We start from the raw sequence: 15256 nt of genomic DNA on the forward strand, positions 1-15256 counted from the left end.
CGCAGTCTGTCATGCGGCGGTGGCGTCACGCACAGCCTCCGTTCGCGTCGCAGATTCGAGACCACTTGCCGCTACCTACTACGGAGTAACAACACGTATGCTGCCGGCACGGCGACTCTGTGGAGGTGCCGCGAGCCGATGACCGCCAGGGCACGCGAGAACTCCGTCCGAACCAACCGGACGCTCCGCTCGAAGTGGAGTGCGGGAGGGCAGTCGAGCACGATCGAGAGCGTGGAGAGCAGCGCGGCCGGTGAGCCGTGGAGCCTGGTCCGCGCCGCTCAGGGCGGCGACACGGACGCTTTCGGCGCGCTCTACGACCGGTACGTCGACGTGGTGTACCGGTACGTGCTCTTCCGCGTCGGCGACCGCACGCTCGCGGAGGACGTCACCAGCGAGACGTTCCTCCGCGCCCTCCGCAGCATCGGGTCGATCAGCTACCAGGGCCGCGACGTCGGCGCCTGGTTCGTCACGATCGCGCGGAACATCGTCTTCGACCACGTGAAGTCCAGCCGCTACCGGCTGGAGGTCACCACCGCCGAACTCGCGGACAACCGCGAGGTCACGGACGGTCCGGAACAGGAAGTCCTCACCGACGCGACCAACACCGAACTCCTCCGCTGCGTCGCCCAACTGGGTGAAGACCAGCGCGAATGCATCACCCTCCGGTTCATCCAGGGCTTGTCCGTGGCGGAGACGGCGGCGAGGATGGGCCGCAACGAGGGCGCCATCAAGGCCCTACAGCACCGAGCGGTGCGCCGGTTGGCCCAACTGCTGCCCTCCTGGCTGCGGTGATCACCGTCGCACCGCTCGTGCTCGCGTAACCCCGGGACCTCCCGGTTCGTTACTGGGGCAGGATCGCTCGAAACGGTGCGGGATGGTTGGCCACGCGGGATGGTAGGCAGAGGGATCACGCCGCTATGGCGTCACAGGCAGCGCGAGCAGTTCGCCCGCGCGGTCGACGCGCATCCCGACCCGGCGCGCCCCGACGACGGTGACGCGGCCGTCCTCGACCCCGCCCGCCGTGACGTGGCCGACCGCGACCCCGCCCGCCGCGACCCGGCCGACGGTGACGCCGGCAGTGGCCAGGCCCGCCGTGACGCGGCCGACCCGGCTCGGGCCGAGGACGAGGCGTTCGCCGCCGAACTCGCCGTCGTGGCGCTGCTGCGGAGAGCCGCCACCACCGTCGGGCCCGACGAGGCCGCGAAGGCCCGCATGCGGGCCAGGGTGCTCGGCGCGGGCGCGACGCCGCCGACCAAGCTGGACCCCGCCCGCCTCGACCAGCGCAGGCCGCGCGGCGGAGCGCGCGGGCGATTAGCGGTAGCCCTCGCCGCGGCGCTGTGCCTGGTGTTCTCGCTGACCGGGATGAGCCTCCTGCTCAGCCGGGACGCGCTGCCCGGCGACGCGCTGTACGGCGTCAAGCGCACCGCCGAGTCGGCCTCGCTCGGCCTCACCTTCGACGAGCAGTCGAAGGGCTACAAGCGGCTGGAGTTCGCCGCCGCCCGCGTCGCGGAGCTGGAGACGCTGGTCGACCGCTACCGCGACAGCGGCGGCGGCCCGCTCGGCGGCTACCTGACCGCGCTGACCGACTTCGACGCCGACGCCGCGGCCGGTTCCCGCGTGCTGGCCGCGCTCGGGTCGAACTCGGACCAGCGCACCCTGGAGGAGCTGCGCGACTGGGCTGCCTCCCAGGCGACCCGGTTGGCGGACCTGCGCGGGTCGCTGCCCGCCGAGGCCGCCGACCGGGCCGGGACGTCGCTGGACCTGCTGCACCGGATCGCCGAGCGCGCGTCGGCGCTGCACGCCCGCACGGCGTGCGCGTCGGTGACGTCGGGGCAGGTCGACGAGCTGGGGCCGGTGCCGGACCAGGGCGAGTGCGCGGCCCAGCCGGTCGCCCCCGGCACGTCGCCGACCGCGCCACCGTCCACATCGGACCTGGGCTCGGCGTCGGCCGTCGTGCCGCCCGCGCCCGGCGCCACACCCGGCACGAGCACGTCGGACGGCGTGCCGGCGCGGACCACCGCGCCGTCGACGCCCGCGCCGTCGCCTACCACCACGTCCCCCGGTCCGCCCCTCCCGCTGCCCACAGTGACACTCCCGTCGCTGCCCCTGCCCGGCCTCGGCGGCTGATCGCTACCCTGTCCACCATCGGACCGCGGGAGGCGCTGACGTGGTGAAAAGGCGTGTGGTGGAGGGCTCGGCCGAGCGGGAGAGGCTTGCCGCCCTGGCCGGCGAGGCTTCGGCCGAAGCCGCGCTGGCGGTGGTCGGGCCAGCCGGGAGCGCGCCCACCGACCTCACCGCCGCCGCCTTCTTCGACGTCGACAACACCATGATGATGGGCGCGTCGATCTTCCACTTCGCCCGCGGCCTGGCCGCGCGCAAGTACTTCAAGAACTCCGACCTCGCCGGGTTCGCCTGGCAGCAGTTGAAGTTCCGGGTCGGCGGCCGCGAGGACCCGCAGAGCGTCGCGGCGTCGCGCGAGCAGGCGTTGTCGTTCGTGGCGGGCCGGTCGGTGGCCGAGCTGATCTCGCTCGGCGAGGAGATCTACGACGAGCTCATGGCCGACCGGATCTGGACCGGCACGCAGGCGTTGGCGCAGATGCACCTCGACGCCGGGCAGCGGGTGTGGCTGGTCACCGCGACGCCCGTGGAGCTCGCGACGATCATCGCCCGGCGGCTCGGCCTGACCGGCGCGCTCGGCACGGTGTCGGAGCACACGGACGGCATCTACACCGGGCGGCTCGTCGGCGACCTGCTGCACGGCCGGGCGAAGGCGCACGCGGTCCGGGCGCTGGCCGCGAAGGAAGGTCTGGACCTGCGCCGCTGCACCGCGTACTCCGACTCGGTGAACGACGTGCCGATGCTGTCGGTGGTCGGCACGGCGGTCGCCGTGAACCCGGACTCGGGCCTGCGCGAGACCGCCCGCAAGCGCGGCTGGGAGATCCGCGACTTCCGCACCGGCCGCAAGGCGGCCAAGATCGGCGTGCCGTCCGTGCTGGGCGCGGGCGCCCTGGCCGGCGCGGTGGCCGCCACCCTGGCCTACCGCCGCCGCGACCGCTGACCACGCCGGCGGGCGCACCGCCCGGGGCTCAGCCCAGGAAGACGTTGCGGCGCTGGGTGAGCAGCCGGTAGAGGGTCTGCTGGATCGTCTCGCGCACCTGGTCGGTCAGGTTGAACACCAGCATCGGGTCGTCCGCCGCGTGCTCGCCGTACACGTCGGTCCGGATCGGTTCGCCGAACTCGATGTACCACTTCGACGGCAACGGGATCGCGCCCAGCGGCCCCAGCCACGGGAAGAACGGCGTCACCGGGAAGTAGGGGAAGCCGAACAGCCTGGCCAGCGCCTTGATGTCGCCGATCTTCGGGTAGATCTCCTCGGCGCCGACGATCGAGCACGGGATGATGGGCACGCCGGTGTTCAACGCCGCCGAGACGAACCCGCCCCGTCCGAAGCGCTGGAGCTTGTAGCGGTCCTTGAACGGCTTGCCGATGCCCTTGAAGCCCTCCGGCCACACGCCGACGAGCTGTCCGGACGTGAGCAGCCGCTCCGCGTCCGGGTTGCACGCCAGGGTCTGCCCGGACTTGCGCGCCAACGCGCCGAGCACCGGCGTCTTGAACACCAGGTCCGCGCCGAGCATCCGGAGGTGGCGGTGCTTCGGGTGGTCGGCGCGCAGCGCGAACGCGGTCATCGTCGCGTCCAGCGGCAGGGTGCCGGAGTGGTTGGCGACGATCAGCGCGCCGCCCTCGCCCGGCACGTTGTGCATGCCGATCGTCTCCACCCGGAACCACTTCTCGTACAGCGGCCGCAGCGGCGGCATCAGCACGTGGTCGGTGAGGTCCGGGTCGAACCCGAACTCGTCCACCTGGTAGTCGCCCTGGAGGCGGCGGCGGGCGAAGCCCACGAACTCCGCCAGGCGGTCCTCCCAGCCCGCGCGCGTCGGCTCCGCGGCGTGCGCCCCCTGCGACGGCTCCCGCGCGGGCCCGGACGACTCGGCCCCGGACGACTCGGCCCCGGACGACTCGGGCCCGGACGACTCCGGCCCCGACGACTCGGGCCCGGACGCCGTCGGCTCCGCGAGCGACGCCGCCGCGGCCCGCGCGTGCTCCGCCGACCCCCGCCGTCGTCGGGGAGCCTCCCGGTCCGCACCGTGCAACGGGATCACCCGCGCCTCTGCCACGTGTCCACCTCCTCCGTCTGGTTGCCGACTCCGCCGGCGTGCCGTCTAGCGGAACCTGGCCGCCGTGTCGAGCACGCGCCGCTCGACCGCCGCCACCAGCTCCGGGTCGATGAGCGGGCGCAGCGCGCGACCGCTCACGTAGTCGTCGAACGCCTGCTGGGTGGTCCACCTCGGCGTGAAGCCGAACTCCCGCTTCAGCAGGGTCGTGTCCACCACCCGGCCCCAGTTCAGGAACCGCATCTGGTCCGGGGAGAAGTCCACCAGCCGGGCGCCGCGGAAGAACCGGCCCATCGTGGGCACCGCGACGCTCGGCACGGGCAGGTTCACGCGCCCCGCCCGGCGGATGGCCTGGGAGAGCAGCAGCACGCCGTCACCGCCGACGTTGTACACGCCGGGCAGGTCGTGCAGCGCCGCGCGCTCCAGCACGGCCAGGGCGTCCTCGGAGTGCAGCAGCTGCACCCTGGCGTCGTACCCCAGCACCGTCGGCACGACGGGCAGCGCGAAGTACCTGGTCAGGACGGTGTCGATGCGGGGGCCGATGAAGTTCGTGAACCGCAGGGCGGTCACGTCGACGTCCGGCCTGCGCCGGGCGAAGCCCCGCACGTACCCCTCGACCTCGACCGCGTCCTTGGCGTACCCGCTGGACGGCAGGTCCTTCGGGCCCATGTCCTCGGTGAACACCGCCGGGTCGCGGGAGCTGGACCCGTAGACCGCGCTGGTCGACTTCACGACCAGCTTGCGCACGTGCGGCGACTTCTGGCACGCGGCCAGCAGCTGCATCGTGCCGATGACGTTCATCTCCTTCATCACGGTCCGGCCGGTCGGGCCGGCCGGGTTCGCGGTCACCGACGCGTGCACGACCGTGTCGACGTGCGCGGTGGCGATGACCTTCGCGATGAGGGGGTTGCGGATGTCGGCCCGGACGAACTCGGCGCGGCCCATGCGCCGCAGCAGGTCGCGCGACGGCGGCTCGGTGTCCACGCCGAGCACGCGTTCGATGTCCGGGTTCGCCGCGAAGCGCGCGGCGAGGTGGCCGCCGAGGTAGCGGCTGCAACCGGTGACGAGAACGACCTTGGGCGCCATGCGACTCCCTGTGCGCGGGTGGTGCGACTCGCACGATGCTAGCCGGGTTGCCGAAGTCGCGATCGCCGGCGGAACGCGGTCTTGACGCAGGTCACCACGCCTCTACCGGTGAATCACCCGGATGGCGGGGTGCGGGCCGGCGCCGCGCGCGGTGGTCGTGGAGCCGCGCGAGGGGCCCTGGAACGACAACACCGCCAGTCCCGGGCCGGTTGGCCGGGGACTGGCGGTGCGAGAACCCGCAGGGGTTACTTGCCGCGCTTCCTGCGCTGAACCCGCGTCTTGCGCAGCAACTTGCGGTGCTTCTTCTTCGACATGCGCTTGCGGCGCTTCTTGATGACCGAGCCCATGCGGGTTCCTTCACTACTAGACGTTGGTGGTCTCCACGCGCCGGTGGAGACACCCGTCAAGTGGGCGCGCCGACACCAGGCACGAACGGCCTATGAGTTTACCCGCCCGCCCGCACCGGCTCTCACCCGGCGTCGAAGTAGGCGTTGCGCAGGTACTCGTGCACCGCCTTCTCCGGCACCCTGAACGACTTGCCCACGCGCACCGCCGTCAGCTCACCCGAGTGAACCAGCCGGTACACCGTCATCTTCGACACGCGCATCATCAGCGCGACCTCGGCGACCGTCATGAATCTGACTTGACCGAGCGACTTCTCCTCCGCAGGCATGGATCACCGCGTCCTTCGACACGCGTCGTGCCGTCGGCTTCCCCACCGACGGTTCGACACGCACGTGCTCCTCTGAGGGTAACGGGACACGTGGGACTGGTGCGACGGCCAATGGCGGTATCAGTCCGCCTGGTGGTCGCGTCCCAGTTCCACCGAACGGTCGCGGGCCGCCTCGATGGCCGCCAGCATCGCCGCGCGGACGCCGTGCTTCTCCAGCTCGCGGATGGCCATGATGGTGGTGCCGGCGGGCGACGTGACGGCCTCGCGCAGGATCACCGGGTGCTGGTCGCCCTCGTTCAGCATGGTGGCCGCGCCCACGGCCGACTGGATGATCAGCCGACCGGCGAGGTCGCGCGGGATGCCGAGCAGGATGCCCGCGTCGATCATGGCCTCGACCAGGTAGAAGAAGTAGGCGGGCCCGGAGCCGGACAGCGCGGTGACGGCGTCCTGCTGGCTCTCCGGCACGCGGGCGACCTGGCCGACCGTGGTCAGCAGCTCCTCGACCAGGTTCAGGTGGTCGTCGGTGGCGTACCGGCCGGCGGAGATGGCGCTCATCGCCTCGCCGACGAGCATCGGCGTGTTCGGCATGACCCGGACCACCGGCGTGCTGTCGGGCAGCCTGCGCTCGTACAGGGCCGTCGGGAGGCCCGCGCACAGCGACACGACGAGCGTGCCTGGCTTCAGCACGGGCGCCAGCTCGTCCAGCAGCGGCTCGATGTCCTGCGGCTTGACGGCGACCACGAGCACGTCGGCCCGCTGCGCGGCGGCGGGCACGTCCACGCCCTCGACGCCGTAGCGGGCGGTCAGCGCGGCGGCCCGGTCCGGGTGCTTCTCGGTGAACAGCAGTTCATCGGCCTTGCGGCCCCCCTGGAGCAGCCCGGACAGCAGGGCTTCCCCGATCTTGCCAGCCCCCAGCACGGCGATGGTCGTCATGCGCCAAGCCTGCCACGCCTCCACAAGCCGAAATCCGGTGGTCGGGGGTTCGGCGGCGCAGGTCAGAGGTTCGGCGGCCCGGACCGGGCGCTCAGACGGCCGGGGTCAGCGCCAGCTGCCGCGCCTGGCACACGAGCCGCCCGGCGGAGTCGATCACCACGGCGTCCTCGTCGAACCACTGGCCGTGCACCGCGCTGCACGACACCCGCACGCGCAGCCACCCCGGCGCCGGGTTGGCCCGCAGCAACGCCGTGAGCTGCACCGTCGGCGACCACCCGAACCGGCCGAGGTTGAACGTCACCGGCATCGAGATGTCGCCCGCGACCAGCGCGAAGTACGGGTCCGGCCGCTCCGCCAGCGGGCGCACCCACAGCCGCAGCACCAGCGGGTCGCCGACGCGTCCCTTCAGGAACCCGGCGCCCTCCTGGTCCAGCCGCACGTCGCACACCGAGCCCAGCTTGTACACGCCGCCCGCGCCCATCGAGGCCAGGTCGATCGCGTCGATCGGCGGCGCGGCGGGCATGTCCGGCAGGTCGACGTAGTCCGGCGCGGCCGTCGGCATCCGCCCGACCGTCACCACGGCCTCCACGCAGCTGCGCCCGCGCTGCTCCAGCGTCGACGTCACCACGGTCGCCGTCCGGCCCGCCTTGCGCACCTGCGTGCGCAGCAGCACCGGCCCCACCTCCGGCGCGCGCAGGAACTGCGTGCTCACGGCGAGGGGCGCGAGGTCGTCGGCCGCGGGCACGGCCGCGCGGGCGCTGTCCACCGCCGCCCGCGAGACCAGGGCCAGCAGGAACCCGCCGTGCGGCTTGGGGCCGACGGTCCACTCCGCGGGCAGGGACGCGGTGTACGTGCCGTCGCCCAGGGGGCGGACCGCACTGGCTACCGAGAAGGACACAGGGCTCCTCACGAACGGCTCACCAGCGAGCGCAGGAAGAAGGCGACGTTGGCCGGCCGCTCGGCGAGCCGGCGCACCAGGTACCCGTACCACTGCTCGCCGAACGGCACGTAGACGCGCACGACGTGCCCCTCCGCGGCGAGGTGCAGCTGCTCGCCGGGCCGGACGCCGTACAGCATCTGGAACTCGAAGTCCTCGACCGACTTGCCGTGCCAGCGGGCGCGTTCCCCGACGATCTCGACCAGGCGCGGGTCGTGGGTGGCGAACATGGGGTAGCCGGAGCCGGCCAGCAGGACGTTGGCGCAGCGCACGTAGTTGAGGTCGACCTGGTGGGGGTCGACGTAGGCCACCGACGCGGGCTCCGCGTACGCGCCCTTGCACAGCCGGACGCGGGTGCCCGCCAGCTCGCGGCAGTCGTCCAGGGTGCGGCGCAGGCACGCCTGGAGCACCGCGCCGGCCCACGGCCAGTGGCGGCGCAGCTCGGCGAGCACGCGCAGGGTCGCGTCGGTGGTGGTGTGGTCCTCCATGTCGACGGTGACCGTCGTGCCCGCCTGCTCGGCGGCGGCGCAGATCCGGGACGCGTTGTCGAGCGCCAACGTCTCGCCGAGGGCCAGGCCCACGGCGGACAGCTTCACGCTGACCTCGGCGTCGGCGGCCAGGCCCAGGTCGTGCAGCTGGTCCAGCAGCTCCAGGTAGGCGCGCACGGTCCGCTCCGCCGTGCCGCGGTCCGCGGTGCCCTCGCCCAGGTGGTCGAGGGTGACGCGCAGCCCGTCCTGCCCGACCAGGCGGCTCGTCGCGTCGATCGCGTCGGCGGTGGTCTCGCCCGCCACGAACCTGCGCACGACGTCGCGGCTGACGGGCGCGCTCGCGACGACCCGGCGCACCGCGTCGTTTCCCGCGGCGGCGAGGACCAACGTGCGCAACGGATTCACGATCAAGACCCTAGCCGTTGGGCCGGGCGTCAGCGGAGGTGACTTCGCGGGCACGGCGGCGCGCGGCGCGTGGACGCCCGGTTGCCGGCCGGCGGCGTCAGAGGTGCAGGCGGGCGAACAGCAGGGACTCGGCCAGCAGCTCGGCGCGCTCGGCCGTGGTGCGGGCGCGGCGGGTGTTGACCTCCAGCACGACCTGGCCGGAGAAGCCGGTGCGGCTCAGGTGGGACAGCAGCTCGGCGCACGGCTGGTTGCCGCGGCCCGGCACCAGGTGCTCGTCCTTCGGCAGGCCGGACCCGTCGGCCAGGTGGACGTGGGTGAGCCCGTCGCCCATGCGCTTGGCCATCTCCATGACGTCCGTGTGCGCGGCCGACGCGTGAGACAGGTCCAGCGTGTAGTTCCGGTGCCCGACGTCGGTCGGGTCGATCGACGGCCGGAACGCCGTGACCTGCACGGACCGCCCCCGGCCGAGGGGGCGCCGGACCGGGAACATGTTCTCCACCGCGATGGCGACGCCGCTGGAGTCCTCCAGCGAGGCGACGAGGTCGGCGAACCCGTCCGCGTACTTGCGCTGCCACAGGAACGGCGGGTGCAGCACGACGGTCCGCGCGCCGAGGTCGCTCGCGGCCCGCACGCTGCGCCGCAGCCGTTCCGCCGGGTCCGGCGACCACACGCGCTGGCTGATCAGCAGGCACGGGGCGTGCACGGCGAGCACCGGCACCCCGCTGCTCTTCGCCAGGCGCCGGAGCGCGTTCACGTCCTGGCTCACCGGGTCGGCCCACACCATGACCTCGACGCCGTCGTAGCCGAGGTCGGCGGCGGCCTCGAACGCGGCGCCGGCGGGCTGCGGCCACACGGCCGCGGTGGACAGGCCGACCGGGATCAAGACTTCACCAGGAGCATCGCGGCCGGGGAGACCGTCACGATCAACCCGACGAGCACGGCCAGGATGGTGGTCTGGAGGTCGTCCGCGCGGCGGATCTTGCGGACCATCATCACCAGTCCGACGGTCACGCCCAGCGCCACGACCAGCGCGGCGGGCGCGGCCGTGCTCCACAGGAAGTTGAAGCCGAGCCACAGCGCCGCGCCGCCGATCACGCCGACGGCGAGCTGGCCGACCATGACCAGCCACTCCTTGCCGGCGGAGCGGTCCGCGGGCCGTTCGTCCTCGACGTCGACGTCGACGTCGGCCAGGCCGGCGGGCTCGTCGTCGAAGTCGCGCCGCTGGAAGTCGCGGCGGCTGTCGTAGTCGTCCTCGTCGTCCTCGTCGAGGTCGACGTACGGGTGGAACTGGGTGCTCTCCGGCTCGGCGGTCGCGCCGGGCTCGTCGTCGTCGCCGAACCAGTCGTCGGCGGTTTGGTCGGGCAGCGGGTCCGGCAGCTTCGGCGGCGCGGGCGGCACGATCAGCACCGACTCGGTCGGCAGCGACTCCAGCGGCACGTTCGGCGTGAGCTTGTCCGGGATGCGCGGCAGCACCTCGGTCACCGGCTCGCGCGCGGGCGGCTTCACCACCGGCGGCTTGCCGGCGGGAGGCTTGCCGGCGCCAGGCGCGGGGCGCACCAGGTTCGACCGCGACGGCTCCGGCGCGACCTGGGGTTTCGGCGGCTTGGGCCGGGACGGCTCAGCCGGGAAGTCCGCCACGATCGGCGGCACGACCGTGGTCTCCTCGGCCGGGTCGACGTCCGGCGCGCGCCGTCTGCCCGGCTCGGCCTTCGGCGGCTCCAGGCGTGCGGCGGGCGCGTCGGGACGGGTCGGCGGCGGGTCGAGGCGGGCGGCGGGCGGCTCCGGCCGGGACATCGGCGGCGGGGGCGGTGGCGTGACCGGTGGCTGGTAGGCGGTGCGCTCGGCCTCGACGGCGCGCTCCGCCGGGCGCTGCCGCTGCGGCAGTGGCGGCGGGGGCGGCGCGGCGGGCGGCGGCTCCGGTTCGTCGCGGATCGGCAGGAGCCGACCGCTGTCCGAGTTGACCCGGTCGATGATGGCCTGGGGAGCCGTGTCCGAGGCCTCTTCGGCACGGCGGCGTCGCCGACGCGGCGTCACCTCGCCGGAGCCCCCGCCGTACTGGGCGAGCAACTCCGCGACGGTGCGCTGGGTCTGCTCCGACTCGCTCTCTCGACTCATCAACTCCACCGTGCCCCGTGGCGGCCAGTCCGTCCAGTGTCACCCGTCCGGCGGGTGCGGTCCGACGGGGTGTCCTGGTGTGAACCATCAGTGTGGTCCAGACGACGCAGGATGACACCTTCCCGCAAGGCCCAGGGGCAAATCTCCAGCTCGGGGAGTGACAGGGCTCGCATCGTGGCGTCCGCCACCAGAGCACCCGCCACGAGCTGGTGCGCCCTGCTGGCGCTGACCCCTTCGAGGTCGGCCAGGTCGGCCGCTGACATGCGGGAGATGAACGCGATGAGCTGGCGGAGGCCCGCGTCGGTGAGCACGCGCCGGGCCCGCGGACCGGCCGACGACGGCGCGGCGCCGGTCAACCGGGCCAGCGTCCGGAACGTCTTCGAGGTCGCGACCACCCGATCGGGTGTACCCACTCGGAGGATCTTCTTCGCCACCGGGGCCAGCTGGTCAGCCAGCCACTCGGTGGTCTCCCCGATCTCGGCGCGGGTCGGCGGGTCGTTGCGGAACCGCGTGCGGGTCAACCTGCCCGCGCCGAGCGGCACCGAGAACGCCTCCTCCGGCTCCTCGTCCACGCCGATCGCGAGCTCCAGCGAGCCGCCGCCGATGTCGAGGCACAGCAGCCGGCCCGCCGACCACCCGTACCAGCGGCGCACCGCCAGGAACGTGTAGCGCGCCTCCTCCTCGCCGGTCAGCACCTGGAGGTCGACGCCGGTCTCGGCGCGCACCCGGTCGAGCACCTCGGCCGAGTTGCCCGCCTCGCGGACCGCGGACGTGGCGAACGCCATCAGGTCCTCGCAGCCCAGTCGCTCCGCCGCCGCCTTGGACGCGGCGACGGTGCGCACCAGCTGGTCGGCGCCCTCCCGCCCGAGCATGCCGGAGCCGTCCAGCTGCTCCGCGAGGCGCAGCACGGACTTCTCCGAACTCATCGGCGTCGGGTGGGCACCCCGATGAGCGTCCACCACCAAGAGGTGGACGGTGTTGGACCCGACATCAAGCACCCCTAGGCGCACGCGGTGCACCGTACCTGGTCGGGGTTCTCAGGATTCGAACTTGTAGCCCAGTCCGCGCACCGTGACGAGGTGGCGCGGCGTCGACGGGTCGGGCTCGATCTTCGAGCGCAGCCGCTTGACGTGCACGTCCAGCGTTTTCGTGTCGCCGACGTAGTCCGCGCCCCACACCCGGTCGATCAGCTGGCCGCGGGTCAGCACCCGGCCGACGTTGCGCAGCAGGTACTCGAGGAGGTCGAACTCCTTCAGCGGCAGGCTGACCTCGCCGCCGTCCACGGTGACGACGTGCCGCTCGACGTCCATCCGGACCGGCCCCGCCTCCAGGACCTGCGGCAGCAGCTCCTCGGACTCGCCGCCGCGGCGGAGCACCGCGCGGATGCGGGCGATCAGCTCGCGGGCCGAGTACGGCTTGGTGACGTAGTCGTCGGCGCCCAGTTCCAGCCCGACGACCTTGTCGATCTCGCTGTCCCGCGCCGTGACCATGATCACGGGCACGGCGGAGCGCGCGCGCAGCTGCTTGCACACGTCCGTGCCGCTCATGCCGGGGAGCATGAGGTCGAGCAGCACGATGTCGGCGCCGTTGCGGTCGAACTCCTCCAACGCCTCCTGGCCGGTGGCCGCGAGCGCCGCGGTGAAGCCCTCCTTGCGCAGCAGGAAGGCGAGCGGATCGGCGAAGGACTCCTCGTCCTCCACGATGAGCACCCTGGTCACAGCTCTCCTCCGGGTTTGCTGCCCGCGCCGCTCGGGACGGGGCTGGTCAGCTCCTGCTTGGGCAGGTCAGCGGTGGGCTCGTCCTCGTCGGGATGAGCCGGGATGCGCAGCGTGAAGGTCGAGCCGGTGCCGGGGAGGCTCCACAGCTTCACCTCGCCGCCGTGGTTGTTCGCGACGTGCTTCACGATGGCCAGGCCGAGGCCCGTGCCGCCGGTCGCGCGGGAGCGGGCCTTGTCGACCCGGTAGAAGCGCTCGAACACGCGGGTCTGCTGGTCCTCGGCGATGCCGATGCCGCGGTCGGTCACCGCGATCTCGACGAACCCGTCGACCAGCTTGCGGCTGACCGACACCGGGCTGCCCGGCGGCGAGTACGCGACCGCGTTGTCCAGCAGGTTGCTCAGGGCGGTGACCAGCAACGTCCGGTCACCCTCGACCTCCAGGCCGCTGGGCTCGTCGGTGGTGATGGCGATGCCCGCGGACTCGGCGGCCAGCTTCGACCGGCCCAGCGCCTCGGTGATCACCACGTCGACCTCGACCCGGCTCAGCTCCGGCAGCTTCTCCGCGCCCTGCAGCCGGGACAGCGCGATCAGCTCGGTGACCAGCGTGCCGAGCCGGGTCGCCTCCTGCATGATCTTGGCGCTGAACCGGCGGACCTCCTCCTGGTCGTCCGCCGCGTCGAGCACCGCCTCGGCGAGCAGCGCGAGCGCGCCCACCGGGGTCTTCAGCTCGTGGCTCACGTTGGCGACGAAGTCGCGCCGGGTCGCCTCCAGCCGCACCGACTCGGACTCGTCCGTGGCGTCGACCACGACGAAACCCTCGGTGAGCACTTTGACGGTGGCGTGCACGGCCTGCGGCTGGCGGCCCTTGATGACCTCCAGCGACGACAGGTCGACGGCGACGACGCCGCCGTTGCGGCGGGCCATCTCGGCGGCCTGGCGCGCCCGGTCGTCCACCCGGTTGTTGCGCACCACGCCCAGCTCCTCGGCGCGGGCGTTGTGCAGGACGACGTCGCCGAAGCCGTTGAGGACGACGATGCCGTCGGGCGAGGAGTGCACGACCCTGGCCATCAGGTCGGCCACGGTCAGGCCCTTGGGGCGGCTCTGTCGCGGCGCGGTGGCGCGTCCGGCGAGGAACGCCACGCCGCCGATCAGCAGAGCGCCGATCGACAGGACGAGGTAACCCGTTGCGGTCACAAGCGCATCGTAAGCAGGTCAGGGCCGGTGTGGCCTAGTGCGCGAAGCCGGTTCGTGACTCCTGTGACACCGTCTGGGACCGATGTTTTCCCGCCGGACGACCGTCGTTCACCCAATCGTGTCCAACCGGGCCGGGGACGTTCGGACGGGTGCCGCGCCGCGGACACCCGGTTCTCCGCCAGGTGACGCGCAGAGGACGTGCCGGGGGCGCGCCGAGACGTGCCGAGGGACGTGCCGAGGGCGTGCCGGGGGCCGGAAAGGCGAAACGGCGGCACGCGCGCCGGGGTGGTCCCCGTGCGCGCGCACCGCCGTCGAGTGGTGGAGCCGGTCGGTGTCAGCGGCCCTGGTTGGCCACGGCCTTGATCGCGTCGGCCGCCGCGTCCGGGTCGAGGTACTGGCCGCCGGGCGTGACGGGCTTGAGGTCGTCGTCGAGGTCGTAGCGCAGCGGGATGCCGGTGGGGATGTTCAGGCCCGCGATCGCCTCGTCGGAGACGCCGTCGAGGTGCTTGACCAGCGCGCGCAGCGAGTTGCCGTGCGCCGCGACGAGCACCGTCCGGCCGGCCCGCAGGTCGGGCACGATCGCCGACTCCCAGTACGGGATCATCCGCTTGACCACGTCGAGCAGGCACTCGGTCAGCGGCAGGTCCGGCCCGAGGTCCGCGTAGCGCGGGTCGGCGTCCTGGCTGAACTCCGTGCCGGGCTCGATCGGCGGCGGCGGGGTGTCGTACGAGCGGCGCCAGAGCATGAACTGCTCCTCGCCGAACTCCTCCAGGGTCTGCTTCTTGTTCTTGCCCTGGAGCGCGCCGTAGTGGCGCTCGTTGAGCCGCCAGTCCCGGCGCACCGGGATCCAGTGCCGGTCGGCCGCGTCGAGGGCGAGGTTCGCGGTGCCGATGGCGCGGCGCAGCAGCGACGTGTGCACCACCTCCGGCAACACGCCCGCTTCGCGCAGCAGCACGCCGCCGCGCTTCGCCTCGTTCACGCCCTTCTCGGACAGTGGGACGTCCACCCAACCGGTGAACAGGTTCTCCGCGTTCCAGACGCTCTCGCCGTGGCGGAGCAGCACCAGGGTTCCGACAGCCATGACCCTCAGCCTGCCAGATGCCCCGCGCCTGCTCACGCGGGTGGTGGGGCTGGGCTTGATCGGTGCAGCGGCCGGGCCGGGCCGAGGTGGCCCGACCCGACCCGATCAGCCGTCGGTCAGCCGCCGATCGCGCTGGCCCCCGAGCTGTTCACCAGGCCGCCCACGAGCTTGCTGATCACCTGGTTCGCGATCGGCACGCTGTTGACGAGGCCGCCCACGGCGGGGAGCGGCACGGCCCTGGTCTCGCCCTGGCCGACGACCTCGGCGAGGTGCTTCAGGTCGGTGTCGGTGGCGGCGTTGGCCGCCGGGGCGGCGAGCAGGACGGCGGCCGTGGCGCCGGCCGCGACGGCCAGCCTTCCGAGGATGCGCATGCGTGTGTTCTCCGATGTGTGTGCCGGGTTTTGCACACGACATGGTTGTGGCGCACCGCCGCCCCGGCACCGCGAGCGGCGGAC

17 protein-coding genes are annotated in these 15256 nt (G+C 73.0%); 3 read left to right on the forward strand and 14 right to left on the reverse strand.

Annotated features, from left to right (window positions below):
• Window positions 1-138 precede the first annotated feature (138 nt).
• The 3 genes from ACRAKH_RS32790 (at window position 139) to ACRAKH_RS32800 (ending at window position 3058) form a co-directional block, all read left to right on the forward strand.
• On the forward strand, window positions 139-792 hold the full coding sequence (locus ACRAKH_RS32790; protein ID WP_380730059.1) for a sigma-70 family RNA polymerase sigma factor: 654 nt from the start codon (window positions 139-141) through the stop codon (window positions 790-792).
• Between the two features lie 99 nt (window positions 793-891).
• Window positions 892-2127, forward strand: coding sequence for a DUF5667 domain-containing protein (locus tag ACRAKH_RS32795; protein ID WP_447009504.1), 1236 nt, complete (start codon window positions 892-894; stop codon window positions 2125-2127).
• A 40-nt stretch (window positions 2128-2167) separates the two neighbouring features.
• Window positions 2168-3058, forward strand: a complete 891-nt coding sequence (locus ACRAKH_RS32800; protein WP_380728995.1) for an HAD family hydrolase — start codon at window positions 2168-2170, stop codon at window positions 3056-3058.
• Between the two features lie 28 nt (window positions 3059-3086).
• Here the strand turns inward: ACRAKH_RS32800 and ACRAKH_RS32805 are convergent, their stop codons facing one another.
• The 14 genes from ACRAKH_RS32805 to ACRAKH_RS32870 all read right to left on the reverse strand — a co-directional run bounded on the left by ACRAKH_RS32805 (window position 3087) and on the right by ACRAKH_RS32870 (window position 15172).
• Complete coding sequence (locus ACRAKH_RS32805) at window positions 3087-4175, reverse strand: lysophospholipid acyltransferase family protein (protein ID WP_380728993.1); 1089 nt, start codon at window positions 4173-4175, stop codon at window positions 3087-3089.
• 45 nt (window positions 4176-4220) lie between these two features.
• Complete coding sequence (locus tag ACRAKH_RS32810) at window positions 4221-5258, reverse strand: NAD-dependent epimerase/dehydratase family protein (RefSeq protein ID WP_380728991.1); 1038 nt, start codon at window positions 5256-5258, stop codon at window positions 4221-4223.
• A gap of 245 nt (window positions 5259-5503) precedes the next feature.
• A complete protein-coding gene (locus ACRAKH_RS32815; protein WP_015105422.1) occupies window positions 5504-5605 on the reverse strand; it encodes a 30S ribosomal protein bS22 in 102 nt (33 codons plus the stop codon).
• 122 nt (window positions 5606-5727) lie between these two features.
• Window positions 5728-5931 (reverse strand): helix-turn-helix domain-containing protein, encoded by a 204-nt coding sequence (locus ACRAKH_RS32820; protein ID WP_053722699.1) that lies wholly within the window; start codon window positions 5929-5931, stop codon window positions 5728-5730.
• A gap of 120 nt (window positions 5932-6051) precedes the next feature.
• Entirely contained in the window at window positions 6052-6864 is an 813-nt protein-coding gene (proC, locus tag ACRAKH_RS32825) for a pyrroline-5-carboxylate reductase (RefSeq protein ID WP_380728989.1), read from the reverse strand.
• Window positions 6865-6955: 91 nt separating this feature from the next.
• Window positions 6956-7762 (reverse strand): thioesterase family protein, encoded by an 807-nt coding sequence (locus ACRAKH_RS32830; RefSeq protein WP_380728987.1) that lies wholly within the window; start codon window positions 7760-7762, stop codon window positions 6956-6958.
• 8 nt (window positions 7763-7770) lie between these two features.
• Window positions 7771-8694, reverse strand: a complete 924-nt coding sequence (locus ACRAKH_RS32835) for a proline dehydrogenase family protein (RefSeq protein ID WP_380728985.1) — start codon at window positions 8692-8694, stop codon at window positions 7771-7773.
• Between the two features lie 97 nt (window positions 8695-8791).
• Entirely contained in the window at window positions 8792-9577 is a 786-nt protein-coding gene (locus tag ACRAKH_RS32840) for a sugar phosphate isomerase/epimerase family protein (protein ID WP_380728983.1), read from the reverse strand.
• Window positions 9574-10809, reverse strand: coding sequence for a hypothetical protein (locus ACRAKH_RS32845; RefSeq protein WP_447009505.1), 1236 nt, complete (start codon window positions 10807-10809; stop codon window positions 9574-9576). Before ACRAKH_RS32845 ends, ACRAKH_RS32840 begins: the two co-directional genes overlap by 4 nt.
• Entirely contained in the window at window positions 10809-11819 is a 1011-nt protein-coding gene (locus ACRAKH_RS32850) for a Ppx/GppA phosphatase family protein (protein WP_380724363.1), read from the reverse strand. The genes ACRAKH_RS32845 and ACRAKH_RS32850 overlap by 1 nt, the downstream gene beginning before the upstream one ends.
• A 27-nt stretch (window positions 11820-11846) precedes the next feature.
• Window positions 11847-12527: a response regulator gene (locus tag ACRAKH_RS32855; protein ID WP_380724364.1), complete on the reverse strand. Its 681-nt coding sequence runs from the start codon at window positions 12525-12527 to the stop codon at window positions 11847-11849.
• Window positions 12524-13720 (reverse strand): sensor histidine kinase, encoded by a 1197-nt coding sequence (locus ACRAKH_RS32860; RefSeq protein ID WP_380724365.1) that lies wholly within the window; start codon window positions 13718-13720, stop codon window positions 12524-12526. Before ACRAKH_RS32860 ends, ACRAKH_RS32855 begins: the two co-directional genes overlap by 4 nt.
• A gap of 334 nt (window positions 13721-14054) precedes the next feature.
• Entirely contained in the window at window positions 14055-14801 is a 747-nt protein-coding gene (locus ACRAKH_RS32865) for a phosphoglyceromutase (protein ID WP_380724366.1), read from the reverse strand.
• Between the two features lie 116 nt (window positions 14802-14917).
• Complete coding sequence (locus tag ACRAKH_RS32870; protein ID WP_380724367.1) at window positions 14918-15172, reverse strand: hypothetical protein; 255 nt, start codon at window positions 15170-15172, stop codon at window positions 14918-14920.
• Window positions 15173-15256: the final 84 nt, after the last annotated feature.

The organism is Saccharothrix hoggarensis (assembly GCF_052936025.1).

What these genes read in the sequence shown, in the direction of transcription:
- ACRAKH_RS32865 (WP_380724366.1), bottom strand. Translation starts at nt 14,801, where the DNA reads ATGGCTGTCGGAACCCTGGTGCTGCTCCGCCACGGCGAGAGCGTCTGG.
- ACRAKH_RS32820 (WP_053722699.1), bottom strand. Translation starts at nt 5,931, where the DNA reads ATGCCTGCGGAGGAGAAGTCGCTCGGTCAAGTCAGATTCATGACGGTC.
- ACRAKH_RS32790 (WP_380730059.1), top strand. Translation starts at nt 139, where the DNA reads ATGACCGCCAGGGCACGCGAGAACTCCGTCCGAACCAACCGGACGCTC.
- ACRAKH_RS32845 (WP_447009505.1), bottom strand. Translation starts at nt 10,809, where the DNA reads ATGAGTCGAGAGAGCGAGTCGGAGCAGACCCAGCGCACCGTCGCGGAG.
- proC (WP_380728989.1), bottom strand. Translation starts at nt 6,864, where the DNA reads ATGACGACCATCGCCGTGCTGGGGGCTGGCAAGATCGGGGAAGCCCTG.
- ACRAKH_RS32795 (WP_447009504.1), top strand. Translation starts at nt 892, where the DNA reads ATGGTAGGCAGAGGGATCACGCCGCTATGGCGTCACAGGCAGCGCGAG.
- ACRAKH_RS32815 (WP_015105422.1), bottom strand. Translation starts at nt 5,605, where the DNA reads ATGGGCTCGGTCATCAAGAAGCGCCGCAAGCGCATGTCGAAGAAGAAG.
- ACRAKH_RS32810 (WP_380728991.1), bottom strand. Translation starts at nt 5,258, where the DNA reads ATGGCGCCCAAGGTCGTTCTCGTCACCGGTTGCAGCCGCTACCTCGGC.
- ACRAKH_RS32870 (WP_380724367.1), bottom strand. Translation starts at nt 15,172, where the DNA reads ATGCGCATCCTCGGAAGGCTGGCCGTCGCGGCCGGCGCCACGGCCGCC.